The following is a 26,489-nucleotide window of genomic DNA, read 5'->3' as shown; positions in this document are numbered from 1 at the left end:
GATCATGGATGGCGGAGTGTAAGCGGCGCGGGCGTAGTAAGGTTCTGTGCTTCCTGACGCTGTTGTGCGTAATGGCTGCAGTGCGCAATCTGCACGCACAGGGGAATTATGAGATTCAGGTATATGGAGCGGATACAGAGCCGCCGAAGAGCACGATGGTGGAGCTGCACTCGAACTTTACTGCAGTGGGACAGAAGCAGGTGATCGATGGCGTGTATCCGACGAATCATCAGGAGCACGAAACGATCGAGATCACGCAGGGGCTGACGTCGTGGTCGGAGGTAGGTTTTTATATCTTCACCAGCGAGCAGGATGGGCACGGAGTGCAGTGGGTTGGCGATCATATTCGCCCACGTGTGCGCGTGCCGGACTCGTGGCACTGGCCTGTTGGGGTGAGCCTGTCCACGGAGGTTGGCTACCAGCGGGCGGTGTATTCGCCGGATACATGGACATGGGAGATTCGTCCGATTGTGGATAAGGCGATTGGACGATGGTATTTTGCGGTGAATCCTGCGCTGGAGAGAACGTGGCATGGGCCGGATGTGAGTCAGGGGATTGGTTTTTCGCCTGGTGCGAAGATCAGCTTTGACTTCACAAAGGTAGTGAGCGGCGGCGTGGAGTATTACGCCGACTATGGCCGCATTACTTCGCCGGATACGCTGCATAATCAGCAGCAGCAGATATTTCTTGTGACGGATTTGAATGTGTCGCCCAAGTGGGAGATCAATATGGGCGTCGGCATTGGGCCTACCTCGGCGACTGACCGCTGGATTATCAAAGGGATTCTTGGACGGCATTTCTCCTGGACGAAGACTTCGGTGGTGGATTAAGCGCTGTGATGGGGTTTGATGCTTTTGCATGAGAAACAGATCCCCTGCGGGGATGACAGACAAAAAGCAAAAGCAAGTACAACAGCAACTGCAAAAACAAAAGCAGATCCTTCACTGCGTTCAGGATGACAAGCATTCAGGGTGATCAGCGCTCAGGATGATTGGCGTTCAGGATGACAAACGTTGAAGATGACAAGTTTGTGGGAGGTTGCGTCGAATACACTGGAGCTATGCGGCGTGCGATGCAGATTTGCCTGGCGGTCCTGTTATCGGTTGTATTGATAGCACCGGCCGGTGCATGGTGTGCGCCTACGAGTTCAACGGCGAATGCGCATGCCTGCTGCACGCATGCGGCGTCATTGCAAACGCCTGATTGCTGCCGCTCGTTGTCTGGTTCAGATTCGAGAGCGGTTTCTTCTGTCGATTCGCTGCGTGTAGTTGAAGCGGCGTTTGTAGTGACTGTTCAGCAAGAGACTATGGATGGATACGCATCCATCCATAGTCGAGCAGCCAGCATGGTCCCACCTATCTTTTCTCCACCAACTGTACTTCGGACCTGATGGAGAGCATTTGAGCTTTTGATGCCGCGCGTCACGGTAATGCGCGCGACCCTGCTCATGCTTTCCAAAGGAGAACCGTTGTGTTTTGTCGAATACTGACGCTGCTGTGCGTCACAGGTATGTCTTTCCCTTTCGCCTTGGCGCAGTCGCAACCCTCTCAAGAGCAACCGGTATCTCAGGGCGATGCCATGGATTCCGCCATGCAGATGGGCGGCCCAGCAACAACGCTGAAGGATAATGTGTTGCGTCACACGGCGTCGGGCACGAGTCTTGAGCCGGATGCGGTTGCCCCACCGATGCTGATGACGATGCATGGAAACTGGATGCTGATGCTGCATGGGCAGGCGATGATTGCCGAGCAACAACAGACAGGTCCGCGCGGACATGACAAGCTGTTTTCCGCGAACTGGTTTATGCCGATGGCGCAACGTGAGATTGGACGTGGACAGTTGACGCTGCGCACGATGTTGAGCCTGGAGCCTGCGACGATTTCAGGGCGGTATTACCCGGAGCTTTTTCAGCAGGGCGAGACGGCGTTTGGCAAGCCGATTGTCGATGGGCAGCATCCGCACAATCTGTTTATGGAGATTGCGGGCATCTATGACTATCACGCGAGCGACGGGCTGCTGCTCTCGATCTACGCTGCTCCGGTAGGCGATCCGTCGCTGGGGCCGGTTGCGTTTCCGCACCGAATATCGGCTTCGGAGGATCCACTCGCGCCACTGGGGCATCATCTGGAGGACTCGACGCATATCGCGTATGAGGTGGTGACGGCCGGCGCGACGTATGGGCGGGTGCACTGGGAGGCTTCTGGATTTCATGGGCGCGAACCGGGCGAGAATCGCTGGACGATTGCGGTTGGCGGGCTGGATTCGTGGTCGACGAGGCTGACGGTTACGCCGACGCGCACATTTGCGATGCAGTATTCCGTGGGGCATCTGCACTCGCCGGAAGCGTTACATCCTGAAGAGGACGTGCTGCGGCAGACGGCTTCGATTGCTTATCACCATGGATGGGGGAGCGGCGATGAGGCGAGCACGCTGGATGGATTGTTGCTATGGGGTCGCAATCACACGATCGGCACGCCTACAAATGCGAATGGATATCTGCTGGAGGCGACGGCACAGATACGAAAGCGCGACTCGCTGTGGACTCGCATGGAGAACGTAGACCGGACTACGGATCTGCTAGGAGCGGCGGCACCAGCGGAAGAGACGGTTGTGGGGCGAGTGCAGGCTTATACGGCTGGCTATACGCACCGCATATACAGAAATGGATGGAGCTGGTACAACCTGGGCGCGCAGACGACGTTTTACGATACGCCTGGAACGCTTCGGAGTCTGTATGGCGATCATCCAGTGGGTGTAGCTGTGGTGTTGAATATTCATCTGGGGCGTTAGCGCGCGGAGAAGCATGTTGACGATTCCGTGAGGTAATTTCGAGACCGGTACGTTACGATTGCAGGTGCGGAAACACTGTATGTTGATGTGCCGGTTTCTGCCCACTCCTCGGCAGCGCAAGGACTGAACATGTTGAGAGCCGTTCCCCGTGTTGCAGCGCTATGCCTGTGTCTGTGCGCTGCTGCATGCGCACAGGTAGCTGCTTACGGGCAAGATAAGGTTGCGGGGGTTGCAGCGCCGTGGAGTGGGGAGTTTTCCAGGCAAGCGGTTAAAACCGCGGTTGCGACGCATCTGGAGCAAGCGCAACAAGCTTTATCTGCTGTGGGCGCAGGCGATGGAGCGGAGACGATTCAGAATACGCTTGTTCCTTATGACGAGGCATTGCGGCATATCAACGATGCGGTGGATCTGGCGAGGCTGGCGGCATATTCCGGGGTTGCTGGATCGAAAGATGACACGGATGCGGAGTTGCAGGAAGCGACGACCGCGAAGAGTGCGCTGCGCTTGAATCCGAAGATGTATGCTGCGCTATCGCATCTGGATGTGTCGGCGGCGAATGAGACGACACAGTACTATGTGCAGCGGCAGACGCAACAGATGCAGCTTGCGGGAGTGGAGAGAGACGAAGGGCTGCGCAAGCGGCTATTGGAGTTGTATGAATGGCTGGCGAAGGATGAGGCGGCGTTTGAGCGGAATGCGGCTGCCGATCCGCGTCATGTGACGGTGATCGATCCGGCGGATCTGGATGGATTGCCGCAGGATTTTTTGAAGGCGCATCCTGCGCTACCCGATGGGCGGATCTTTATCGACGCGGATGAGACGACTTATCCCGTAGTGATGAAGTATGCGGAGAGAGCGGATTTTCGTGTGCGGTTTTCGGAGACTTACTATGACCGCGCCTATCCGAAGAATCGCGATGTGTTGCAGGACATGCTGGAAACGCGATATCAGATTGCGCGGCTGCTGAACTATGACTCTTGGGTGGATTTGAGAGCACAGGACAGCATGATTGGCAGCGTGCGGAATATCGATATCTTTCTGAATGGCATCGATACGGGGGATCGTCCCGTGGTGGATGCGGAATGGGCGATGCTGCTGGATGAGAAGCGGAAGGAAGATCCGGATGCGAACGATATTTATGCGTATGACTTTGCGCGGCTGGCGACGTTGATTCGGAAAGATCAGTTCGATCTGGATGAAGAATCGATACGGGATTATTTTCCATATGAGGCGGTGAAACAGCGTGTTCTGCAGTCGATGGCGGCTGTGTTTCGCGTGGAGCTTGTGCAGAGCAAGGATGCTCCGGTGTGGGATGCTGCTGTGGAAGCGTGGGATGTGCTGGAGGGTGGCAAGCCGATTGGGCGGATTTATCTGGATATGCATCCGAGGGCGGGGAAGTTTACGGGGAATCGGATGCTGCCGGTGGCTGAGGGTGTGAAAGATAAGGAGATTCCGCAGGCGGCGCTGCTATGTAATTTTCCTGGGCCGCACGGGGACGATCCGGGATTGATGGAGCATGAGGAAGTGGTAGCGTTTGTGCACCAGATGGCGCATGCGCTGCACTTTATCTTTGCCGGGCAACAGAGCTGGGCGGGTGTGAGCGGGATCAGTGTGCAATCGGATTTTGCGGAAGTGCCTGCGCTGATGATGGAGGATTGGCTGCGGAATCCGAAAGTGCTGGCTGGGATTGGGCATAACTACAAGACTGGCGCGGCGCTTAGTCCAGAGCAGATAGCGCATATCAACAATGCGTTTACGTTTGGGCGCGCGATTGATGGGGCGGCTTTGCCGGCGGCGTTTGCGTATATCTCAAATGATCTGCACAGGAACAATCCGAAAGGGTTCGATCTGAACCGGATGACGCTTTACGATCTGCGGCAGTATGGCAGGCTGATGCCGCTGGTGGCGGAGGGACGCATGTATTCGAGCATGTACATGTTGATGGACCGGTCATCGGAGGGTTATGCGCGGGTATGGGATAAGGTGATCGCGGAGGATTTCTATCAACAGTTTGTGCGCCAGGGATTGCTGGAGGGGGATGCCGGGCCGCATTTTCGCGCGGCTGTGCTGGAGCCTGGTGGAGCAAGGCCGGCGAGTGAGCTGGTGAAGGAATATCTAGGACGGAAACAGGAGATGACGGCGTTTGAGAGCTGGATGGGGGCGGAGTTCCATGAGCAGCCGACCCGCCCGCATCGTGCTTACTGAGGATTAGGGCTTCGCCTCGATCAGCCCCAGATTGCGGTGACGATGTGGTTGGTTAGGAAGGCCGCTCCATAGGCCAGTAAGAGCATGTAGAGGAACTGGATCGCTGGCCACTTCCAGCCGTTGGTTTCGCGTCGCACGACTGCGATGGTTGAGGTGCACTGGAGCGCGAAGGCGAAGAAGACCATGAGAGCGATGGCTCCGCCGAGGGGCAGATCGTGATGAAGAGCGGTTTGCAGGCTGAGCGATTGGGTGGCTGGGTCAGCACCGTAGAGCGTGCCCATGGTGCCGACCATGACTTCGCGAGCGAGGACGCTGGAGAGCAGGCCGATGCCGATCTTCCAGTTGAAGCCGAGCGGAGCGATGACGGGCTCGATTGAGTGACCGAGGCTGCCGATGAAGCTGGCTTCGAGATCAGGACGGTGCCCACCATGAACTGGCAGATTGGCCAGCACCCAGAGAGCCAGGGTTACGCAGAGAATGACGGTTCCGGCCTGTTGCACGAAAACGCGTCCGCGGTCGTAGAGGCGTATGCCGATGGAGCGCAGGGTGGGCATGCGGTATTGCGGCAGCTCGAGAATGAATGGCGTCGCACTGGATTTGAGAACGGAGCTTTTGAGCAACCGGGCCGTGATCAGCGCGGCCAGGAAGCCGATGACGTAAAGCCCCAGCATGACGAGGGTTTTCAGGCCGATCAGTCCCCAGGCGAACGCGATGTTGGGGACGAAGGCGGCAATTAAAAGCATATAGACTGGCAGGCGCGCCGAGCAGGTCATGAACGGCGTGACGAGGATGGTCGCCAGGCGGTCACGCTTGTTTTCAATAGTGCGTGTCGCCATGATGGCGGGTACCGCGCAGGCATAGGCCGAGAGCAGGGGAATGAATGCCTTGCCGTTCAGTCCGATCGAGCGCATGACGCGGTCCGCAATGAGAGCTGCGCGGGCGAGATAGCCACTATCTTCGAGCAGGCCGATGAAAAGAAAGAGGAGCAAGATCTGGGGGAGGAAAACCAGAACGGAGGTTACACCCTTCCATCCGCCATCGAGCACGAGCGAACGAATCCAGCCATCGGGCAGAAGGGCAGCGCCCATCGTACCGAATTTCCCAAGCCAATCCTGAAGTCCATCGCTAAGCGGCTGACCGATGGAGAAGACTACTTCGAAGACAGAGAAAACGACGACCAGAAAGAAGAGAGGTCCCCATACGGGATGAAGCAGTACGCGATCGACACGCCGCGTCGCATTGGCCGACAAAGGCGCGCGATATCCAGTGCGAGAACTGACCTGGGCTGCCCAGCGGTGCGTGCTTTGCGCGTTGCCGATTACAGGCAGCATGAGTTTGGGAAGTTCCTCTTTTTTGCCCTGGCGGTTGAGGAACATGGTGACGGCCTGCAATCCCGTGCCTTTGGTGGCGCTGACGAGAGCCACGGGAGCCTGCAGCTCCTGCGCGAGTTTGAGAGGATCGATGGCCCCTCCGCGCGACTCCATCAGATCGCTCATGTTGAGCAGAACGATGGTCGGAAGGCCCAGTGCCAGGACAGGCGCCGCCAACATGAGCTGGCGCGTAAGGTGCAGAGAATCGAGGACAAGCAGGATGGCGTCCGGCTTCGGTGTGCCGGGCATGTGGCCTTCCAGCACATTCACGGAAACACGGGCGTCTTCAGAAAATGGATCGAGCGAATAGATGCCGGGCAGGTCGATCAGGACCAGGTCTTCGCGGCCGACGCCGGCCATGCGGCCCATGCGCTGCTCAACGGTAACGCCGGGATAGTTTGCGACTTTCTGGCGGAGACCGGTCAGGCGATTGAAGAGCGTGGATTTTCCAGAGTTTGGAGGGCCGACCAGCGCAATTGTGTGCAGCTCACCCGCTGCTTTTGTTCCGGTTGGCGGGGGAGGAAGTTCAATCGCGACAGGACCACAGCAATCACTCATCGAGCAGCACCATACAGCGAAGTCAGCTCTTCCATGGAATCCTCAGAAACCGAGGGCGCAGAGCTTGGAACGGGCATTTCGGTGCGAACAGGCTCAACCCGGATTGATTTTGCTGTCTCGCGGCGTATTGCGACTTCGATTCCGTCGACTGCGTAGACCGTGGGATCACCTGCCGGAGCGCGATGGAGAGCCTTGACGCGAGCCTCGGGGACGAAACCCATATACATCAGATGGTTCTGCACGCCGGCGGGCAGATCCAGGGCCACCAGAATTCCGCTCTCGCCGACTTCGAGTTCGCTTAACACACGCAACCGCCGCACCCCAGGTTAAACCCGGTTATGGAGGGAACCTTCCAAACCGGATGCCGTATAGAATTGCGACTACTTCAGTCGCACTTTAGTATACGACCGAAACGGTCTGGGTTGCAATTGACTCGATTCCCGACCGTCCTGCATTGCAGTTTATGGAGCCAGAAGACGCAAGATGTGTCTGGCATCACAATGATTGTGATCGGGATGGGGATTCGCGTATCTCCCACTTGGCGAACATTTGGATGACGCTCGGGTAACACGGCGGAGTGCAAAGAGTACCCTCGCATGGAGCAGGCTTTGTAGGTTTGAATTTCGAATTACGGATTCCGTTACTTCGGGTGAGTTAGCACTTCCTAGAAGCGGACTTGTCATTACCGATCTCCTCAATGAGCGCATTGGCGATTTAGCGCCAATGCGCTCATCACTTCTGAGAATGATGTTTATGAGAACTTATGCGGTGCATGTGCCTACAAAAATCTAGAGATCAATCGGGCTTATCTCTGTCTTCGATACTAGTTCCTACTCTGCTGCGAACTCCGCGTTGCTCCCTATTCGTAACGAATGCCGGTTCTTTTTGATTATGAAATTGCCCGTTCAATGAACTTTTGGTGCTTCTAAAGACTGTTACTGCCGCGTAATACCTTTACCAGGAGGGAAGTTGCGACATGTTACCTGATAGCTTCTATCGCTGAAGAACTGCCGCCACTCCCTAGCAGAGAGATTCCGATTTGCAATTGCACACAGCGGGCCTATCCATGAGGGGCTATCGATATTCCACAGCCATGTCGTTCCGTCTGAATTTGCAACGGCTAGGAGCTTATCGTCTGGGCTAAAAGCCGCGCTCGTTGCCTCGTCGTTGGGGTCTCCAAGGAACGGCTTGCCTAAGGGCAATCGCTTTGCGAGGTCCCATAGCTGTACTCCGTCCCCTCCCGAGCTTACCGCCGCAAGAAGTATGCCATCGTGGCTGAAAGCAACACTCTTAATTTCAGAATTGAAATCGCCCTTCAGAGGTTCTCCGATTTCTTCATGAGTCATAGCGTCCCAGAGCCTCACAGTTCCATCTGAGTAACCAACCGCTAACAGTTTATTGTCGGGACTGAAAGATATGGCGAATCCACGGTCGTTCTTGCACAACAATGGTTTTCCCTCGGACATGTACTTGGCAGTACTCCACACACGCACATCACCTTCCGCGCCGACCGACGCAAAAAGCTTGCCATTCGGACTGAAGGCCATGCTCTCAACACTGTCGGTATGGCAGCAGAGGGGTGTTAGCCATTTGTTTCTGCTCAAGTCCTTAATCCTGATACTGCCGTCGTATTCCCCAAGAGCCAATTGTTGACTGTCGGGACTGAAGGCCACGCTCTTTGAACTGTCGAGATTCTCGGGCAAAGTTTGTCCGATAGGTTTATGCCATAGTCGTGCCTCATTGCGATCAAGGGAAGCTAACCAGTTGCCGTCTGCGCTAAAGGCAACCCCGGAGGCTTCCCAGATAGAGGATGAGGTTTGTGGACCTAAAAAGCGCCCGAATGGTACCCCCAAATGCTTGCGGGTTTCCGGATTCCACAGTCGAATCGTACCGTCTGAGCCAGATGAAGCGAGGGTTTTTCCGTCAGCGCTGAAGCCTACAGTGAATACCGCATCTCCCTCGCCTGCAAGCAAGTACCCCAAGCGAGGCACTTGGTGCTGAGCGTCCCATAATCTAACAGTTCCGTCAGAACCGGCGGAAGTGATGAACTTACCGTCGAGACTGAATGCGACCCCTGAAACCGTTCCCGAATGGCCTGTCAGGTCTGCGATCTGTTCTATCTTCGCTAGATCTCTCGCATCATTTGACAGTCGCCACAACCGCACGAGTCCGTTTGAATCCGCAGCTACAAGGCTACGACCGTCAGAGCTAAACGCTAAATCGCTCACATTATCCGTATCTGGAATTTCTTTTATCAAACGATGCGTTGCCATATTCCAGATGCGGAGATTCGTGTTCAATCCGCCAGATGCCAATAGCTGGTCGTCGGCATCAAGCGCCACGGTTAGTAGATCTCCCCCACCATCCATCGGATCGCCTATAGGTCCGTGAGTTTCGACACTCCATAGTTCCACCGTCCCGTCAACGCTTGCTGAGGCCAGCATTCGACCGTCGTGACTAAATGCAATGCTCCGGACCGTACCGGGCAAAAGGATTGGATTTCCAACCTTGTGATGTGTCCGGGTATCCAAAAACGAAACTTCGCCGCCGAAGCCGCCATAGGCCAGAATCCTGCCATCTGGGCTGAAGGCTATGCTATAGATGACTGCACCCGGACCGCGCTCAATAATGGGATCACCCAAGGGGTGACGCTTGGCGAGGTCCCATAGTTGAATTGCCCAATCTCCTTGATGGTCTGGCATGTATCCTCCTGTGGCAAGGGTCTTGCCGTCCGGGCTCACTGCTAAACCGACGATAGGTGCGTAAGGGGTCACCATTAACGGTCCTAGTGTTTTACGAGTTATCAGGTTCCAGATCTCTATAGTTCCGTCCTCGTTACCTGCGACGAGCATTCCACTTTTGGGATCTACTGCCAGCTGATACCAAGCCGTTTGTGAACGGTCTAGTATCGCCAGCAGTCCCTGATCCGCCTGAAGAGCGTGTAGCATTGAATTTCTGGTGTCGAACGTGCTCTTAGTCAGATATGCGTTAACGCTTAGAAGTGCGGACACATCAATATTGTTGGCACTATTGAGCATTGCCACGCCTGCCAAGCGCCCGGAATCGGCCAGTGTTGCCTCATATTCGACCTTTTTTAAAACCTCAGAAACTCGGGCTTGGGCCGTCTGTGAATCATGCAACGCGGCTCTCGCTTGTTCTTCCGCCCTATTGGCCTGGTTACGTAATAGGAAAAAATAGAGGGCAAGAAGTAACGGGATTGACATCCACAACATGACCTTCAAGACATCTGCATTGTTAATCAGGAAAAGCATCGCCCCTTTGGCGTTACTCAGTGCAGTGGGATACGGCCTCGGTGACATCGGCGCGTTATCAGTCAGCAAGGGCAACCACTCTCGTCTCATGTAAGCGTCATCATTATCGAAATATCCTCCGTGCCCAAAATTGTTGAACCGGTTCTGAAACCTCTCGCCTTGGAAACCCACGATTCCGCTTCGTCCGGCCATACCTGTTCCAATAGAAGCAACTTGACTGAGCACAAGCACGGAGTCTTGAATACCACACTCATTGGCGATGCGCCTGACGCGACTCTCAAGCAGACGCTCGATGGGAAAGTTGGCCTTCAGCACAGACCCGGCCAGGATGAGCGTATGCACACGGATCCTTTTGTCCAACTTTCGGCCCAACAAAGCATTGGCAACTATGTAGGTTCCAAAGCTATGGGCAACGATATCGATCCGCTGCCAAGTGCGCCCCTTGCAATATGAATTTAGGGCCCTGGTGAACCTGCCTACGACCAAATCCCGCACGAACGGAATTAGAAAAGCTATGGCGGAGAAATAGCCGTATTGGTAATGCAGGGACTCAGTTCCTGGATCCTCATATTTCACCATCTTACCGAGCCGCTCTTGCCAGTGACCAAAGGTTCGAATGCCGTGTATTGTCACGAGTAGCCGGTCTTTGGTCGTCTGCGACCCTGCTTCCATGAGTCAACCTCGCGCGTATCTGAGTGCATTTTGTGCTGGCGAGTATAGCATCGGAAGGTTTAGCTCACATTGGGACGATTTCGAATTTGCACTAGATTGCCAAACGTAGTGATACAGTCCGGATTAAAAACGACACGTCGGCTTATCGGAAGCAATCCGTGTTCGCGGCAAACAGTCAATTATTGCCAACAGGCCAATGCACTCAGCGAACTTTGTCGGACAGACAGGATCGGTCTCCATAAACGCCATTGCGTCCCTTCATTCCCGAACGGGTGCCATAATCAAAGCGGCAGATTCAGATTGACCGCTACTGCTCGGTGCAAACGTGGCGCAAATCGATGGAGCATGCTATGACCGAAGAGGAATTCGAACAGACCCTTGCAGCAGGCTCGCCGCCTGAAGGGCTCACTGTGCCGCTTGAGGCGTTGTGGTGGGACGGAAAGGGCGACTGGGCCAAGGCGCATTCGCTGGTGGATGAGTTGGAGACGCGAGAGGGGATGGCGGTACACGCGTACCTGCATCGCAAAGAAGGCGAGGAGTGGAATGCCGATTACTGGTACCAGAGGGCCGGCAAACAATTTCATCGCGCGGCGCTTGAAGAGGAGTGGGCTGCGCTGGTGAGCGGGTTTCTGGATAAGTGAAGCGCTCCGGCTTCAGACCTTTGCGCTCGTGACCTTGTTGCTGTTGCCGCTGCGGCGAACGCGCAGGTTGTCGAGAGCGTATTCGATGTAGCGCGGCTCAAAGTGGGTGGGTTGACCCAGGAATTTGCAGGTAGCGACCACCTGATCGACGATGAATTTGGGCTGGTAGGCGGCGAGTTCCAGACCTTTATCCTGCGTGAGCTTATAGACGATGTATTCGAGTATTTCCGGAGGCAGCGTCATGCCTTGCTTTTCGCATTCGCGATTGAATATCTCGCGGTAGATATCGATACTTGGCCCGGAAACCTCAATCTTGTAGGGCAGACGGCGGAGGAAAGCCGGGTCCATGAGATCTTCAGGATCGAGATTGGTGGAGAAGATAACCATCTCTTCGAATGGGATGGTAAAGCTCTTGCCGGTGTGCAGCTTGAGGAAATCGACGCGGCTTTCGAGCGGCACGATCCAGCGATTGAGGAGATTGGTGGGCGTGACGAGCTGGCGGCCGAAGTCGTCGATGACGAAGCAGCCGCCGAGAGCTTTGACGTGCAGAGGAGCTTCGTAAAAGTTTGCCTGCGTGTCGTAGCGGAGATCGAGCATTTCGAGCGTGAGTTCGCCGCCAGTGAGGACGAATGGGCGGCGGCAGGGAATCCAGCGCGCGTCGTAGACTTCGCGGCGCACGAAGGAAAGGATGCCATGATCGACGAGTTCGTCGCTCTTGAGTGGTACGTGCAGGCTGGGGTCGAAGACGCGCATGATCTGGCCCTCGACATAAACGGCATAGGGAACGTAGATCACGTCGTTGAATGCGTTAGCAAAACTGAGAGCGACGGTGGTTTTGCCGTTGCCCGGAGGCCCGTAGAGGAGCATGGCGCGGCCTGAATTGAGCGCTGGGCCTGCCTGCTCGACGATGCGCTCTTCGACGACGAGCTTGCCGAAGGCCTTGCGTATGCGTTCGACGGTGATGAGCTCATTGGTGATCTTTTGCAGGTTGACCTGCTGACTGAATTCGTCGAGCGTGACAGGCGCGGGGCCGGCATAGCGCATTTGTTTGAGCGCATCGATGACCCAGCGCTGGCCGCCATCGGTGAAGGCGTAGCAGAGATCGAGAGGACTGTCGGAGCGCTGGCCGAGTGTGCGCAGAAGCTGGCGATCGATGCCCATCTGAACCAGATCGACGATGATGTTGTACGGCAGCTTGATGGCTTCGATGAATTGCCGGACAGACTCGAGATGATCCACGTATATGTTCTTGAGCAGGATGCTCATGAGCTCTGCCGGATCGATGTTGGTGGAGAGGAGATTGGCTGGCTCCGCGGGAATGCGATGGAGGAAGGATTCGAGCCTTTCGTGGTCGATGGCTCCGGAGGCAACGAGGTGATCGCCGAGGCGGCCGCCTTTGGTGGCCTGGGCTTCAAGAGCGCGCGCTACCTGTTCAGGGCTGACCAGTTTGGCCTGGATCAGCAGATCTCCCAATCGCATGCGGGGTTGAATGGCGTCCTCCACGCTGCGCTGTGGACGCAGCTCAGATCATCTTTTTTCCGGCGCGACGAAGCTGGTCAAGCGTTGGCGCTCGGCATGAGCTTGACGAGGGATTGCGGCGATCTCCGGATGGATGCAACTGTATCAGCTTGGAGAATGGGCGCTCAATGCCCCAAGAGGAGCAGACCGTTAGCCGAGGCGGACGAGTTCGCGGGCCTCTTCGCGTGGGCCGAGGATGGACATCTTGGGGATCTTGCCGCGGACCATGGCTACTTCGTCGCAGCGATGCAGGCGAGGACAGTTCTGGCAGTCTTTGAAGACTTTGTCGGGCAGGTCAGCTTTGTCTTCGACGACGCGGAAGCCGTATTTGAAAAAGAAATCGGGAATGCGCGTGAAGAGACAGACGGACTGGATGCCGTGGTCTTCGGCCTCTTCGATGAGGGCCTTGAGAACGCGGCCACCCGCACCCTGACCCTTGGCGCCGGGACGCATGACGATGGAGCGCACCTCGGCGAGATGCGGGCCATAGAGATGAAGCGCCCCGCAGCCGAGGAAGACTTCAGTGTCGGATACGGCTACGGTGAAGTCGCGGATGTTCTCGCAGATCTCGGCGAAGTTGCGTTTGAGCAAGGTGCCATCGCCGCTGAGGCTGTTGACGAGTTCGAAGATGTTGGAGGCGTCTTGAAGGCGCGCTTTACGCACGACCATGAACTGCCTCCGGTTGCTCGGTTGATGCCACGTCTAAAACTGCGCGGATTTTTTCTTCTGTCGCGGCGAGCGCCTGCTTAACGCGATTGCGGGCTGTGCCGCCGATGACGTCGTGGCAGTCGAGCGTGGCTTCGAGGGTGATGGCTGAGAAGAAGTCCTGCTGGAACTCTTCGCCGAATTGACGAAGCTCTTCGAGCGAGAGAGCGTTGAGCTCAACGCCTTTTTCCAGACCGAAACGCACGGCGTTACCGATTTTCTCGTGAGCCTTACGGAAGGGAATTCCCTTGTGGACGAGGTAGGTGGCGGCGGCCATGGCGTTGAGGTAGCCGGATTCGGCGGCTTCGCGCATACGGCTGGTGTTGAACTGGAGGGCTGCGGTGAAGCGGGCCAGCAACTGCAGCGTCTGCGCGGTTCCGCGCACGGCAAAGGCTGGCTCCTGAGTCTCCTGCATGTCTTTATTGTAGGCGAGCGGCAGGCCTTTGATCTGGAGCGTTACGGCCTCGGCAGCGCCATGGATGCGGCCCACCTTGGCGCGGACGAGCTCGGTGAGATCGGGGTTTTTCTTCTGCGGCATGGCGCTGGAGCCGGTAGAGAAGGCTTCAGGAAGCTGGACGAAGCCGAACTCGGCTGTGGCGAAGAGAGTGACCTCTTCAGCAAAGCGGCTCATGTGGAGACCGACGAAGGTTAGCGACTGCAGGTATTCGAGGACGAAATCGCGGTCGCTGGTGGCGTCCATGCTGTTAGGCGTGGGAGCGGTGAAGCTGAGCTCGCGGGCAGCGATTGTGCGGTCGAGAGCCAGGGTTGCGCCGGCGATGGCGCCTGAACCGAGCGGGCAGTAATTGAGACGAGCTGAGCAGTCCTGCAAACGCGAGATATCACGCAAGAGCATCTCGGCATAGGCGAGCAGCCAATGTGCGATAAGAACGGGCTCGGCGCGCTGCAGATGCGTGTAGCTGGGCATGATTGCGTCGCCGGCGGATTTTGCTTTTTCGACGAGCGCGAGCGCCCATGCTGCGAGCGTCTGTATGGTGAACCCGATCTGTTTGCGAACGTAGAGGCGGAGGTCGGTGGCGATCTGTTCGTTGCGACTGCGGCCGGTGTGCAGCTTGAGCGCGAGCGAGCCGAGCTTTTCGGTGAGGGCCAGCTCTACGAAGTGATGGATATCTTCGGCGATGGCATGATCGCGGACCTTCGCGGCGTTTTCGGGAGTGCTGTATTCAGCAGCGATGTCGTCAAGGGCGGCGCGCAGGTGGAAGAGCTCATCGCTGCTGAGGATGCCGGCGGCGGCGATGGCTGAGGCGTGCGCCTTGCTGGCTGCGGCTTCTTCCTGCAAGAGCTGCCAGTCGAAGACGATAGATTTCTGCCAGGCTTCGAACTCGGCATCGAGAGGTTCGCGGAAACGGCCTGACCACATCTTGCCGGATTGTTGTTCATTGGACATTGTTTTGGCCTACCTCGGTTATTCCGTCTCTTTACTGCTGTTGAGCCGGGGCATTTCGCTGCCTTTGCTGAGCGTCAGCAGGCCGGTCTGAGCGTAGATGAGGAGTTTGTCGCGGGTGTCGGTGATGTCGAGGTTGCGCATGGTGAGTTGGCCTATGCGGTCGCGCGGGGAGAAGATGGATGCGGTTTTCTCCATACTGAGGCGCTCGGGATGGAAGGTGAGATTAGGTGACTCGGTGTTGAGGATGGAGTAGTCGTTGCCGCGGCGCAACTCGACTGTGACCTCGCCTGTAATGGGCTTGGCGACCCAGCGCTGGGCGGACTCGCGAAGCATGATGGCCTGGGAGTCGAACCAGCGGCCCTGATAGAGGAGACGGCCCAGCTTGCGGCCATTCTCGCGGTACTGTTCGATGGTGTCTTCGTTATGGATGCCGGTGATTAGGCGCTCGTAAGCGATGAACAGCAGGGCAAGGCCTGGAGCTTCATAGATGCCGCGGGATTTGGCTTCGATGATGCGGTTCTCGATCTGGTCGGACATGCCGAGGCCGTGGCGGCCGCCGATGCGGTTGGCTTCGAGTAAGAGCTCTACCTGATCGTCGAATTGCTTGCCGTTGAGGGCGACAGGGAAGCCCTCTTCGAAGCGGATGGTGATCTCTTCGCGCTTGACTTCGATATCGTCACGCCACGAGGCGACGCCCATGATGGGAGCGACGATGCGGATGGACGAGGAGAGATGCTCGAGGTCCTTGGCTTCGTGGGTTGCACCGAGGATGTTGGAGTCGGTGGAGTAGGCCTTCTCGGCAGACATCTTGTAGGCGAAGCCGGAGCGCTGCATGAAGGCAGACATCTCGGCGCGTCCGCCTAGCTCGTCAATAAAAGTGGCGTCGAGCCAGGGCTTATAGACCTGCAGGTTTGGATTGACGAGCAGTCCGTAGCGATAGAAACGCTCGATGTCATTGCCTTTGAATGTAGAACCGTCGCCCCAGATATTGACGTCATCTTCTTTCATGGCGGCAACGAGCATGGTTCCGGTTACGGCGCGGCCGATCGGGGTGGTGTTGAAGTAGTGAACACCGGCAGTGCTGACATGGAAGGCTCCGGACTGAAGCGCAGCGATACCTTCGCGGACGAGCTGGGCGCGGCAGTCGATGAGGCGAGCCTTTTCTGCACCGTATTCGAGAGCGGCGCGCGGGATGGCTTCGTAATCGGTTTCGTCGGGCTGGCCAAGATTGGCAGTGTATGCGTAGGGGATGGCGCCCTTTTGTTTCATCCAGTGCAGGGCAGCGGAAGTGTCCAGGCCGCCGGAGAAGGCGATGCCGACCTTCTGGCCGAGGGGCAGGGATTCAAGAATGACAGACATGCGCGAAAAACCTCAAGAAAAATGAAAGCAGTCCGCTTCAATGGAAGCGGGTTAAAGAGAAAGTCCACCAAGCAAGAGAAGCAGCAGTGCTTTCTGCGCGTGCATGCGATTTTCTGCCTGATCGAAGACGATGGACTGCGGGCCGTCGAGCACTGCGTCACTTACCTCTGCGTTGCGGTGCGCAGGCAGGCAGTGCATGAAGACGGCGCCAGAGCTGGCGCGTGACATGAGTGCTTCGTTGACCTGGAAGGGACGGAAGATCGGTGCGCGCTTGGTAGCTTCGTGCTCAAAGCCCATGCTGACGCATACATCGGTGTAGACCGCGTCTGCGCCTTCGACTCCGGCTTGCGGGTCCTGCGTGAGGCGAATTTCGCAGCCGTTTTCTTCTGCCTTGGCGCGGGCGAGTGTGACGATTTCGATGTCGGGCGAGTAGCCGCGTGGTGTAGCTACAGTGACGTTGGCTCCGAGCTGTGCGCCGGCGAGCATCAGTGAATGGCAGACGTTGTTGCCGTCGCCTACGTAGGTGAAGTTGAGTCCCTTGACCGAGCCGAAGTGCTCTTCGAGCGACATGAAGTCGGCGAGGGCCTGGCATGGGTGCTCGAAGTCGGAGAGCGCATTGACGACAGGCACGCGCGAGTTTGCGGCCATTTCGGTGATGGTGTCGTGGGCGTAAGTGCGCAGGATGATGATGTCGACCCAGCGCTCGACGTTGCGGGCTACATCGGAGATGGATTCGCGCTCGCCGAGTGGTGAGCTGGTGTGATCGACAAAGATGGCGTTGCCGCCCATGGTGTTGATGCCGGTCTCGAAGCTGAGGCGGGTGCGCAGGCTGGCTTTTTCAAACATCAGCACCATCTGCTTCGCATCGAGCGCGTGGCGGTAAGCGCGCGGATTGCACTTGACGTCGTGGCCGAGCTTGAGAATGGCGCGCACCTCGGCGCTGGAGAGATCGCTGATGGAGCAGAGATCTTCGCCAGCCATACGGGCTGCCGCAGCGAGCACATCCGGGTCTTGATTTACGGGAATTGCGGCTGCCTGCCGCTCCATGAATGCTTTGCTAGCCACGAATCTCTCCTCCCTGAATTGATGCAGCCTGATGCGCAGCGGCTGCTGTCGCATGATCCTTGCCGTGTTCGGCGAGGATTTCGTCGAGCGCTGCGATCGCCGTGTCTACATGCTCTTTCTGCAGAATGTAGGGCGGCAGGAAGCGCAGCGCTGTATCGCTGGTGCAGTTGATGATGATCCTGCGACGCAGCATTTCCTTCACGATGAGCTTGCCGAGATCGGCAGAGTTCACTTCCGCGGCGAGCATTAACCCTTTGCCACGGACATCTACGATGGAGTCATGCCTTGTCGCCAAAGCCTTGAGTCGATCCTGGAAGTAGTCGCCGACTTCAGTGACGTGATTGAGCAGGCCCTCACGTTCAATGGTGTCGATCACAGCGATGGCAACGGCGCAGGCAAGAGGCCCTCCGCCAAAAGTGGTGCCGTGCATGCCTGCATGAATGGCGCGAGCCACCTCTTCGGTGCAGAGCATCGCGCCAAGAGGGATGCCTCCGGCGAGAGGCTTTGCCAGAGTTGTCACATCAGGCTGAATGCCATAGTGCTGATAAGAGAACCACTTGCCGGTGCGCCCCAGGCCGGCCTGAATTTCATCGGCGACGAGCAGCGCTCCTGTGGAGCGGGTTAGCTCACGAGCTGCTGCGAAGAACTCCTGCGTAACAGGACGAATGCCGCCCTCGCCTTGAATCGGCTCGATGAGCATGGCGCAGACTTCGTTGGAGAACTTGGCATTTAGGTCGTCGATGTCATTGAAACGCACGAACTCAACGCCAGGAACGACGGGGCCAAAGGGCTCACGATATTTGGCCTTGTGAGTTGTGGAGACAGCACCAAAGGTGCGCCCGTGGAAGCTTTGCTCAAGCGCGAGAAACTTTGTTCCGATGTTTCTGCCCTCGGAGCGGAGCAACCCTGCATAGGCGCGCGAAATCTTCAGCGCGGCTTCCCAAGCCTCGGTGCCTGTGTTGGCGAAGAAGACGCGATCGAGACCGGAGCGCTCGGTGAGACGCAGTGCAAGCTCAGCCTGGCCCTCATGAAAGAAGAGGTTCGAGGTGTGGATCAGCCGCTTGCTCTGCCGCGCGATGGTCTCTTCGATGACCGGATTGCCATAGCCAAGGGCGTTGACGCCGATGCCGCTGAGCAGATCGAGATAGCGGTCGCCGTTCTCGTCGATGAGATAAACGCCTTCGCCGCGCTCAAAGAGCAGGGGATTGCGTTCATAGGTTGATAGCAGAAGACGGGCTTCTGCGGCACGAATTGTTTCCAGCTTCATCTCTCCCATCCTTAAGCAACCATCACTTCCGTGCCTTCGGCAATGCGCGAAGAACTGAAATCAGGCAAAACATGCGCGGCTTCCGCAGGAAGAATGCGCACACGCTTGACGCCGCGTAACAGAGCTTCGCGGCAGGCGCTGAGCTTGGGCAACATACCTCCGGAGATGACGGCGCTCTTGGCCATCTCTGCGATCTGGTCGATGCTGAGCCAGCGCATCACCTCTCCATTGGAACCCCTGACGCCGGGAACGTCTGTTAAAAATACGAGAGCATCCGCGCGGCAGGCGGTTGCGCAGGCGGAAGCCATTTCGTCGGCGTTGATGTTGTAGTATTCGCCATCGAAGCCGAGCGCCATGGAGCAGATAACAGGAACGCCGCCGAGGGCCCAGATGCTCTCGATCCAGCGCGGATCGGTGGCGGCGATTTCACCAACAAAACCCAAGTCAGGGTCAGTGCGTTTTTTGCGCGCGCGAAACATCAACCCGTCGCCACCAGAGACCCCCATCGCAGGCTGGCCTACCGCGCCGAGAGCAGCCACGAGGCTTTTATTGACGCGGCCAGCGAAAACCATAAGCGCTACGTCGCGCGTTTCCTTATCGGTGACGCGAAGGCCGTTTACGAACTGGCTTTGTTTGCCGAGGTCGGCGAGGGTTCGCGTTAACTGCATGCCGCCGCCGTGTACGACCGCGACCTGATTGCCGTCGCGTGCGAGGTCGGCGATGGCTCGCACACAGCCTTGCAGCAGCGTCGGATTTTCGAGGCCTGCGCCGCCCAGCTTAATTACATATTTCATTCCAAACCCTCCGCCTCACCCCAGCCGTGCATCACGTTGAGATTTTGCACAGCCTGGCCAGAGGCGCCTTTCAGAAGGTTGTCGAGGCAGCTTACGATGACTCCGCGCTGCCCATCTTTGGATAACTGGAATCCGATGTCTGCGTAGCAGGTGCGGACAGAGTATTGAATCTGCGGCAGGTTTGCGCCGTACAAGCGCACCATCGGGCTGCCGTGATAGAAGTCGCGATAGCAGGCCTCGATGGCGCTGCTGGTCTGCGCGCCATTGAAGCGCACATACACCGTAGACAGAATGCCGCGTGGAATGGGCAGCAGATGCGGCGCGAAGGTGATGGACGACGCATCGAGACTAAGTTGCTCCAGCAGCTCACCGGTGTGGCGATGCGAGAAGATGCCGTATGCGGAGAGATTGTCGGCTGCATACATGAAGTGCGTGCGCGCGGTGGGAGCCTTGCCCGCACCGCTGACGCCGCTCTTGGAGTCGCAGATGATGCCGCAGTCAATATTGACCAGGCCTGCGGCGAGAATCGGCTTGAGCGCGAGAATCACCGAGGTTGCATAACAGCCGGGATTGGCGACAAGCCCCGCACCGGCGATCTCTTTGCGATGCAATTCGGGGAGTCCATAGACCGCCTGGGATTGCATGAAGAGCGCATCGGCAGAGCCTTCGTCTTCAAATTTGTAGACGGCGCGATTGGCGGCTTCTTCAAGACGCCAGGCGCCGCTGAGATCGATGACGCGAAAACCGCGCTTACGAGCCTCGGGAACCATCTCGCGCGAGGCTTCATGCGGCGTTGCGAGGAAGACGGTATCGACGCCCAGATCTTCGAATAGCTCCCACGAAAAAGGCTGTACGCGGATGTCGCCGGCGCCATGGCTGTCGATGAGCTGCGGATGGATCTCACGCAAGGGAATGCCGCCCTGCTTCTGATGCTGCTCGTCGACGCGCCCTGCGAAGATGGGCGGTTTGCCCTTGAGGCGCGGATGACGCACGAGGAGACGAGCTAATTCAGCCCCGGAATAACCGGTGACACCGATGACTGCTGTTTGTACTGCCTGACTCATCTTTACCGCTTTACCCTTCCAGCAATTCGAGCATTCTTGTCTGTATTGCGTTTGCCTGGCGAATATCGGCGCAGATCACGAGTACCGTGTCGTCACCCGCGATGGTGCCAACCACGCCGGGCCACTGTTCATAATCAAGGGACGCAGCTACTGGCTGCGCTCCACCCATGACCGTTGTGATGACAACCTGATTCAGAGCGCGCTGGCTGCGCAAGCCAAAGGTGTTTAGTACCTGCGCGGCACTGGGCTGGCGGTCTTCGTCTTCATTGCGTACAGGACCGTTTCCATTGCCATTGGACAGCATATAACCACTGGGGCCCTTGAGGAGATGTAGCTCATGCAGGTCACGGGAAAGCGTGGCCTGGGTTACTGCAAATCCGCGCCGCCGCAGCTTTCGCCGCAGATCGTCCTGGTTCTGAATGGCCGCGCTCGAAACGAGCTCCCGGATCGCATTGTGACGTTCTGCTTTCATTGACCCAAATTCCTCTTTTACACTGCATTCATACGCGCAGTAAGCAAAGCGAAAGCGCGGCTCCCAAACGGAACCGCGCTTGCATAAATATACGGCACTTTGTATAAATATGCAAAGCGGTTGTTGTAAATTTACTTCGCCTTTTCTGGGCAGTGAACCACGCCGTTCACTTTTACTCCTGTCGAAGCGATTGCCCGATTTCCAGTGCATTCTCGCGTGGGGACGCGAAATTTCCTGGCGTTGGGAGTCTTCTATCGCCTCACTTGTTGCAAAACTGGATTTCCCAATTCAAGAGGTCGTATAGTAACGTATGGACCGTCATCGCCTTCATTCGGATATTCCAAGCCTTGCATCTCACGATGCGGGCCGATCGCGTTTTTCCAGCCAGCGTCTGTCTCAGTCCAAATCTTTAGTTGATCCTCGATTTGACCACGATTCCTGTGGAGTCGGATTTGTTGCACAGCTTTCTGGTGAACCTTCGCACGCGATTTTGCAGCATGCGCTGACGGCGCTGGCGCGTCTGGAGCATCGTGGAGCTGTCGCGGCTGATGGCAAGTCGAGCGATGGCGTCGGTGTCATGACGGCGATTCCACGCGATCTGCTGCTGGGGCCGCTGGGAATATCTCTGGACCGCGAAAAGCCGCTGGGTGTGGCTGTGGTGTTTCTGGAAGGCGAGTCGCTGGCTTCGCGTGAAGAGCTGGAATCGGCGTTGAAGGCGCAGCAGATCGAGGTGCTGGCGTGGCGTCCTGTGCCGATCTGTCCGCAGATACTTGGCTCGATTGCTGCTTCGACGCTGCCGAATATCTGGCATGTGCTGATGACGACGGAAGATTCCGCGGATTTTGATCGCCGCTTATATCTTGCGCGCAAACAGTTTGAGCGCTCGGCACTGCCGGGATATGTGGCTTCGATCTCTTCTTCGACGATCATTTATAAGTCGCTCTGCGCAGGGCGGTTGTTTCCGCAGTTTTATCCAGACCTGGCAAATCCGGAATTCGTGACGCCGTTTGCAATCTTTCATCAGCGTTATGCGACGAATGTGCTGCCAAGCTGGGATCGCGCACAGCCTTGTCGTACGTTGGCTCACAACGGCGAGATCAATACGATATGGGGCAACCGTTCGCGGATGGATGCTCGCGCGGCTACGCTGTCGCTGGATCTGCATCCGGTGCTGACGGTTGGGGGGTCGGATTCTACTTCGCTGGATGAAGTGGTCGAGCTGCTTTCGCAGAATGGCCGCACGACCGCGGAAGCGCTGCGCATGCTGGTGCCGCCGGCGAATCATGGCAACACCTCGTCATTTCTGCAATATACGGGTGATTGTGTAGAGCCGTGGGATGGGCCTGCAGCGCTGGCGTTTGCCGATGGACGGCAGGTCGGTGCAATTCTGGATCGGAATGGACTGCGGCCCTGCCGGTTTGCGTTGGATTCGGATGGCTTGGTGGTGGTGGGCTCCGAAGCTGGCCTTGTCGATATGGATCCGGAGCGGGTGACTCACTCTGGCCGTCTTGGACCGGGGCAGATGATTCTGGTGGATCTGGAGACGCACGAGTTTCTTGAGAACGAGGAGCTGCTGGAGCGTTTTGACCGGCAGGGACATTATCAAGATCTGGTTCGAGGCGATACGCCGCTGATCATTGCCGATGAGCATGTGCCGGCGCTCGATCCGGTAGAGATGAACCGGCTGCAGCATGGTTTTGGATTTACGCGCGAAGAGGTGCGGATGATTCTCGCGCCGATGGCCGGCGAAGGGAAGGAAGCTGTGTGGTCGATGGGCGACGATACGGCGCTTGCTCCGTTGGCGCGTGTGCCGCGGTCGGTATATGCCTTCTTCCGCCAGCGCTTTGCGCAAGTGACGAATCCGCCGATCGATCCGCTGCGTGAGGCAGTTGTGTTGCAGATGCATACGCGTCTGGGGCCATGGCCGCATATCTTTGAGCCGCGTGAGCCGCTGCCCGGGTTGTCGTTGCGTTCGCCGATTCTTTCTCTGGCGCAGATGCAGGCGCTCAAGACGAAGGAGCATCCGCTGGCGCAGGATCTGCCGCTTGAGGTGTTGGACTGTGTGTTCTCTCCGGAAGAGTCTTTGGAGAGCGCGCTGGATCGCATCTGTGATCAGGCAAAGGATCTGGTGGGTGATCACGCAAAGGTGCTGCTGCTCTCGGATCGCACGGCTTCACCGCAGACGCTGCCGATTCCGATGGCGATGGCTTTGGGCGCAGTTCATCGCACACTGATCGATGCCGGTGTACGCGCGGAGGTTGGTCTAGCTGTGGAAGCGGGCGATTGCCGTGATGTGCATCATATCGCTGTGCTTCTTGGCATGGGTGCGGGGGCGATTTGTCCGTGGCTGGCGCTTGAGACAGCGCGATCGCAGAATGCCGATCATGGCGAAGTCAACATGATTCATGCCATGGAACTGGGGTTGGCCAAGATCATGTCGAAGATGGGTATCAGCGTGGTGGATAGCTACCGCGGCGCGCATCTTTTCGACGCAATTGGTTTGGCTGACGAGGTGATCGACAAGTGCTTTGTAGGCACACCGTCGCCGTTGAGCGGCGTGGGTTTTGCCGGCATTGAGAAGCTCGTGCGTCAGTCGTGGAGCAATCTGCCATCGTACAGCGAAGGGGGCGATCAACCGGAAGACGGTGGCGCAATGGTGACGGCCATCGCTCCGGCGGCGATCAAGGATCTCCCGGACTATGGTTTTGTTCGCTTCCGCAAGGCAGATGAGTCCGAGTCTCATGCCTGGCAGCCGCAGACGGTGCGTGCTCTGCAGGCTGTGATGGGATCGACGAAACAAGGTGCAGCGTTGGCGCTTGCTCCCTGGTCCAGCTTTGCAACACAGGCCAGCGAAGATCATCCGGCGCATTTGCGTGACTTGCTGGAAATCCGGCCTGCGGGTGCTGAGCTCGCGGTCGAAAATGTGGAGCCTACGGAAAATCTCTGCAAGAGGTTTATCGCTTCGGCGATGAGCTTTGGGTCTCTCTCGCCCGAGGCTCATCAGACGATTACGCAGGCGATGAATCTGCTTGGCGCCCGCTCCAACACGGGCGAGGGTGGCGAAGATCCTGCGGTTTACTCGTTGGTGGACGGTGCGCCGTCGCTGCTGAACAACAAGATCAAGCAGGTAGCCAGTGGACGCTTTGGCGTAACTGCGGAATACCTGATCCATGCGGAAGAGATCGAGATCAAGATTGCGCAGGGTGCAAAGCCCGGTGAAGGTGGACAGCTTCCTGGACACAAGGTGACGGAGCTAATCGCTCGTCTGCGTCATGCGCAGCCGGGCATGCAGTTGATCAGCCCTCCACCTCATCACGATATCTACTCGATTGAAGATCTGGCTCAGCTGATTTATGACCTGAAGCGCGTGAATCCGAAGGCATGCGTGGGCGTGAAGCTGGTTTCCGAGTGCGGCGTGGGGACTGTGGCTGCGGGTGTCGCGAAGGCTTATGCCGACTATATCGTCATTGCCGGGCACGCCGGTGGTACGGGAGCTTCCCCGCTTTCGAGCATCAAGTACGCAGGCGATCCTTGGGAGCTTGGCCTCGCCGAAGCGCAGCAGGTGCTTATCCACAACGGCTTGCGCGGGCGTGTGCGTTTGCGTACCGATGGCGGTTTGCGTACGGCTCGGGACATCCTGATCGCTGCATTGCTGGGCGCGGATGAGTTTGCGTTTGGCACTTCGGTGCTGGTCGCGCTTGGCTGCGATATGGCGCGGCAGTGTCATCTAAATACCTGTCCAACCGGCATTGCGACACAGAAGCCGGAGCTGCGGGCCAAGTTCCGCGGCAAGCCGGAGCATGTAGTTCGCTTCTTTGAAGAGCTAGCCAGTGAGCTGCAGCAACTGCTCGCGTCTCTGGGACTGCCTTCACTACAGGCCGCAACAGGACGTACCGATCTTTTAGAGCAGGTTCGCTTTGAAGCCAATCTGGATCTGAAGCCGGTGCTTGGCGCGGGCGTGATGGTTTCGGAACCTGGTACCGAAATTCGGTGGATGGGGGGACGTAATGATCGTCCTGATCCGGAACCACCATTGGATGACGCGTGGGTTGAGCCTGCTTTGGCCGCGTACAGATCGAACCAGCCTTATTCTGTGACAACGACGGTACACAATGGGCACCGTACGTTGGGAGCAAAGCTGGCGGGACAGATTGCGCTTTTCCGCAACAATAATCCCACGGCTTCAGGCTCGTCGCTGACCTTCGACATGAAGGGAACGGCAGGTCAGTCTTTTGGCGCTTTTGCCGCGCCGGGTATGACGCTGAAGCTGCTTGGCCTTGCCAACGATTTTGTTGGTAAGGGGTTGTGCGGTGGTGAGCTGATTCTGCGCGCAGAGGGACGCGCTGCGCGCGAAAGCACGAAGCACACGATCCTCGGCAACGTGGCTCTGTATGGAGCAACCTCTGGTGCTCTCTACGCCGCGGGTCGCGCGGGTGAACGCTTTGCTGTGCGCAACTCAGGCGCGCTGGCGATTGTAGAAGGTGTTGGCGACCATGGCTGCGAATACATGACCGGTGGACTGGTGGTGGTTCTCGGCGATACTGGCATCAACTTTGGCGCGGGCATGACGGGTGGCCTTGCATGGGTCTATGACGACAAGGCGGCTTTCATCGAGAAGGGGTTGTATCACGAGGACTTCCTGATTGCCGAGCGGTTTGATGATCTGGACCAGTTGGCGCAACGCTCGATCTATGAGCTGGTGGAGCTGCATCATGCGAAGACCACAAGCTCCTGCGCCAAGGTACTGCTGACGCAGTGGGATAAGCTGGCGAAGAATCTGATCAGGCTTACACCGAAGGTTCAGGTGTAGGCGGCGCTGACATAACTGCTCCTATTAACCTTGAGCGAGGCCGGTGAATTTCGAATCACCGGCCTTTCTTGTATCATCCAACTCGCGGCAGTGATAGATGAGGTTTGAGATGGCTGATTTTCCGGATCATGGCATGGTGCATTGCGGCAGTCCCTATAGTGTGGACGAGACGCTTGAGCGCCTCGGAGCAATCCTTCAGAAGCTGGGAATCCCGGTGCTGGCGCGGATCGATCATAGCGGCGGCGCAGCGGCTATGGGGCTGGAGATGAAGCCTACCAAGCTGGTGATCTTTGGTAATGCGAAGGCAGGAACTCCTCTGATGCTAGCGGCACCCACGCTGGCGCTTGATCTGCCGTTGAAAGCGCTGGTATGGGAAGACGCAGACGGCAAGGTCTGGGTCTCTTACAACACGCCGGAATACCTGCAACAGCGGCATGGATTTCCGGAAGAGCTGAAGGGGAATATCGCCGGAATCCGGCTGATTGTAGATGAGGCCGTGCGGCCAACGCAGCAGGCATGAGC

The 26,489-nt window shown here is 57.4% G+C and carries 18 protein-coding genes; 6 read left to right on the top strand and 12 right to left on the bottom strand.

The window, feature by feature from the left end; genetic code table 11:
* The first annotated feature begins 8 nt into the window (after positions 1 to 8).
* The 3 genes from OHL22_RS01480 (at position 9) to OHL22_RS01470 (ending at position 4,995) form a co-directional block, all read left to right on the top strand.
* Positions 9 to 830 carry a hypothetical protein gene (locus tag OHL22_RS01480; protein ID WP_263332463.1) on the top strand — a complete coding sequence of 274 codons (822 nt, stop codon included), beginning with the start codon at positions 9 to 11 and terminating at the stop codon, positions 828 to 830.
* Positions 831 to 1,470: 640 nt separating this feature from the next.
* Complete coding sequence (locus OHL22_RS01475) at positions 1,471 to 2,790, top strand: hypothetical protein (protein WP_263332461.1); 1,320 nt, start codon at positions 1,471 to 1,473, stop codon at positions 2,788 to 2,790.
* Between the two features lie 129 nt (positions 2,791 to 2,919).
* A complete protein-coding gene (locus OHL22_RS01470; RefSeq protein WP_263332459.1) occupies positions 2,920 to 4,995 on the top strand; it encodes a M3 family metallopeptidase in 2,076 nt (691 codons plus the stop codon).
* Positions 4,996 to 5,015: 20 nt separating this feature from the next.
* On the opposite strand, the gene feoB is transcribed toward OHL22_RS01470, so the two are convergent.
* The 3 genes from feoB to OHL22_RS01455 all read right to left on the bottom strand — a co-directional run bounded on the left by feoB (position 5,016) and on the right by OHL22_RS01455 (position 10,867).
* A complete protein-coding gene (gene feoB / locus OHL22_RS01465; RefSeq protein ID WP_263332457.1) occupies positions 5,016 to 6,923 on the bottom strand; it encodes a ferrous iron transport protein B in 1,908 nt (635 codons plus the stop codon).
* Positions 6,920 to 7,228, bottom strand: a complete 309-nt coding sequence (locus OHL22_RS01460) for a FeoA family protein (protein ID WP_263332456.1) — start codon at positions 7,226 to 7,228, stop codon at positions 6,920 to 6,922. Before OHL22_RS01460 ends, feoB begins: the two co-directional genes overlap by 4 nt.
* 630 nt (positions 7,229 to 7,858) lie before the next feature.
* On the bottom strand, positions 7,859 to 10,867 hold the full coding sequence (locus OHL22_RS01455) for a WD40 repeat domain-containing protein (RefSeq protein WP_263332454.1): 3,009 nt from the start codon (positions 10,865 to 10,867) through the stop codon (positions 7,859 to 7,861).
* Between the two features lie 350 nt (positions 10,868 to 11,217).
* On the opposite strand from OHL22_RS01455, the gene OHL22_RS01450 reads away from it, so the two are divergent.
* A complete protein-coding gene (locus OHL22_RS01450; protein WP_263332452.1) occupies positions 11,218 to 11,508 on the top strand; it encodes a hypothetical protein in 291 nt (96 codons plus the stop codon).
* 12 nt (positions 11,509 to 11,520) lie between these two features.
* On the opposite strand, the gene OHL22_RS01445 is transcribed toward OHL22_RS01450, so the two are convergent.
* The 9 genes from OHL22_RS01445 to OHL22_RS01405 form a co-directional block, all read right to left on the bottom strand.
* Entirely contained in the window at positions 11,521 to 12,987 is a 1,467-nt protein-coding gene (locus OHL22_RS01445) for an ATP-binding protein (protein WP_263332450.1), read from the bottom strand.
* 189 nt (positions 12,988 to 13,176) lie between these two features.
* On the bottom strand, positions 13,177 to 13,695 hold the full coding sequence (locus OHL22_RS01440; protein ID WP_263332448.1) for a GNAT family N-acetyltransferase: 519 nt from the start codon (positions 13,693 to 13,695) through the stop codon (positions 13,177 to 13,179).
* Positions 13,682 to 15,136 (bottom strand): argininosuccinate lyase, encoded by a 1,455-nt coding sequence (gene argH, locus OHL22_RS01435; RefSeq protein WP_263332446.1) that lies wholly within the window; start codon positions 15,134 to 15,136, stop codon positions 13,682 to 13,684. Before argH ends, OHL22_RS01440 begins: the two co-directional genes overlap by 14 nt.
* A gap of 18 nt (positions 15,137 to 15,154) precedes the next feature.
* Positions 15,155 to 16,495, bottom strand: a complete 1,341-nt coding sequence (argG, locus tag OHL22_RS01430; protein WP_263332444.1) for an argininosuccinate synthase — start codon at positions 16,493 to 16,495, stop codon at positions 15,155 to 15,157.
* A gap of 51 nt (positions 16,496 to 16,546) precedes the next feature.
* Positions 16,547 to 17,560, bottom strand: a complete 1,014-nt coding sequence (gene argF, locus OHL22_RS01425) for an ornithine carbamoyltransferase (RefSeq protein WP_377819801.1) — start codon at positions 17,558 to 17,560, stop codon at positions 16,547 to 16,549.
* Positions 17,553 to 18,827 (bottom strand): aspartate aminotransferase family protein, encoded by a 1,275-nt coding sequence (locus tag OHL22_RS01420; protein WP_263332442.1) that lies wholly within the window; start codon positions 18,825 to 18,827, stop codon positions 17,553 to 17,555. The genes argF and OHL22_RS01420 overlap by 8 nt, the downstream gene beginning before the upstream one ends.
* Positions 18,828 to 18,838: 11 nt before the next feature.
* Complete coding sequence (gene argB, locus OHL22_RS01415; protein ID WP_263332440.1) at positions 18,839 to 19,621, bottom strand: acetylglutamate kinase; 783 nt, start codon at positions 19,619 to 19,621, stop codon at positions 18,839 to 18,841.
* Positions 19,618 to 20,685 (bottom strand): N-acetyl-gamma-glutamyl-phosphate reductase, encoded by a 1,068-nt coding sequence (gene argC, locus OHL22_RS01410; RefSeq protein WP_263332439.1) that lies wholly within the window; start codon positions 20,683 to 20,685, stop codon positions 19,618 to 19,620. The genes argB and argC overlap by 4 nt, the downstream gene beginning before the upstream one ends.
* A 10-nt stretch (positions 20,686 to 20,695) precedes the next feature.
* Positions 20,696 to 21,157: an arginine repressor gene (locus tag OHL22_RS01405; RefSeq protein ID WP_263332437.1), complete on the bottom strand. Its 462-nt coding sequence runs from the start codon at positions 21,155 to 21,157 to the stop codon at positions 20,696 to 20,698.
* A gap of 310 nt (positions 21,158 to 21,467) precedes the next feature.
* Between OHL22_RS01405 and gltB the strand changes: the two genes are divergently transcribed.
* Together gltB and OHL22_RS01395 are read left to right on the top strand one after the other, a co-directional pair.
* Positions 21,468 to 25,967: a glutamate synthase large subunit gene (gltB, locus tag OHL22_RS01400; protein ID WP_263332435.1), complete on the top strand. Its 4,500-nt coding sequence runs from the start codon at positions 21,468 to 21,470 to the stop codon at positions 25,965 to 25,967.
* A 109-nt stretch (positions 25,968 to 26,076) separates the two neighbouring features.
* A complete protein-coding gene (locus OHL22_RS01395) occupies positions 26,077 to 26,487 on the top strand; it encodes a DUF302 domain-containing protein (protein WP_263332433.1) in 411 nt (136 codons plus the stop codon).
* The last annotated feature ends 2 nt before the right edge of the window (positions 26,488 to 26,489 follow it).

It is taken from the genome of Acidicapsa dinghuensis, assembly GCF_025685685.1.
GTDB classification, from domain to species: domain Bacteria; phylum Acidobacteriota; class Terriglobia; order Terriglobales; family Acidobacteriaceae; genus Acidicapsa; species Acidicapsa dinghuensis.
This window is presented reverse-complemented; position numbering and strand designations above follow the sequence as displayed.

Coding starts and splice junctions, on each gene's coding strand:
- OHL22_RS01480 (WP_263332463.1), top strand. CDS start 9: ATGGCGGAGTGTAAGCGGCGCGGGCGTAGTAAGGTTCTGTGCTTCCTG.
- OHL22_RS01470 (WP_263332459.1), top strand. CDS start 2,920: ATGTTGAGAGCCGTTCCCCGTGTTGCAGCGCTATGCCTGTGTCTGTGC.
- feoB (WP_263332457.1), bottom strand. CDS start 6,923: ATGAGTGATTGCTGTGGTCCTGTCGCGATTGAACTTCCTCCCCCGCCA.
- OHL22_RS01455 (WP_263332454.1), bottom strand. CDS start 10,867: ATGGAAGCAGGGTCGCAGACGACCAAAGACCGGCTACTCGTGACAATA.
- OHL22_RS01450 (WP_263332452.1), top strand. CDS start 11,218: ATGACCGAAGAGGAATTCGAACAGACCCTTGCAGCAGGCTCGCCGCCT.
- OHL22_RS01445 (WP_263332450.1), bottom strand. CDS start 12,987: ATGCGATTGGGAGATCTGCTGATCCAGGCCAAACTGGTCAGCCCTGAA.
- OHL22_RS01440 (WP_263332448.1), bottom strand. CDS start 13,695: ATGGTCGTGCGTAAAGCGCGCCTTCAAGACGCCTCCAACATCTTCGAA.
- argH (WP_263332446.1), bottom strand. CDS start 15,136: ATGTCCAATGAACAACAATCCGGCAAGATGTGGTCAGGCCGTTTCCGC.
- argG (WP_263332444.1), bottom strand. CDS start 16,495: ATGTCTGTCATTCTTGAATCCCTGCCCCTCGGCCAGAAGGTCGGCATC.
- OHL22_RS01420 (WP_263332442.1), bottom strand. CDS start 18,827: ATGAAGCTGGAAACAATTCGTGCCGCAGAAGCCCGTCTTCTGCTATCA.
- argB (WP_263332440.1), bottom strand. CDS start 19,621: ATGAAATATGTAATTAAGCTGGGCGGCGCAGGCCTCGAAAATCCGACG.
- argC (WP_263332439.1), bottom strand. CDS start 20,685: ATGAGTCAGGCAGTACAAACAGCAGTCATCGGTGTCACCGGTTATTCC.
- OHL22_RS01405 (WP_263332437.1), bottom strand. CDS start 21,157: ATGAAAGCAGAACGTCACAATGCGATCCGGGAGCTCGTTTCGAGCGCG.
- gltB (WP_263332435.1), top strand. CDS start 21,468: ATGGACCGTCATCGCCTTCATTCGGATATTCCAAGCCTTGCATCTCAC.
- OHL22_RS01395 (WP_263332433.1), top strand. CDS start 26,077: ATGGCTGATTTTCCGGATCATGGCATGGTGCATTGCGGCAGTCCCTAT.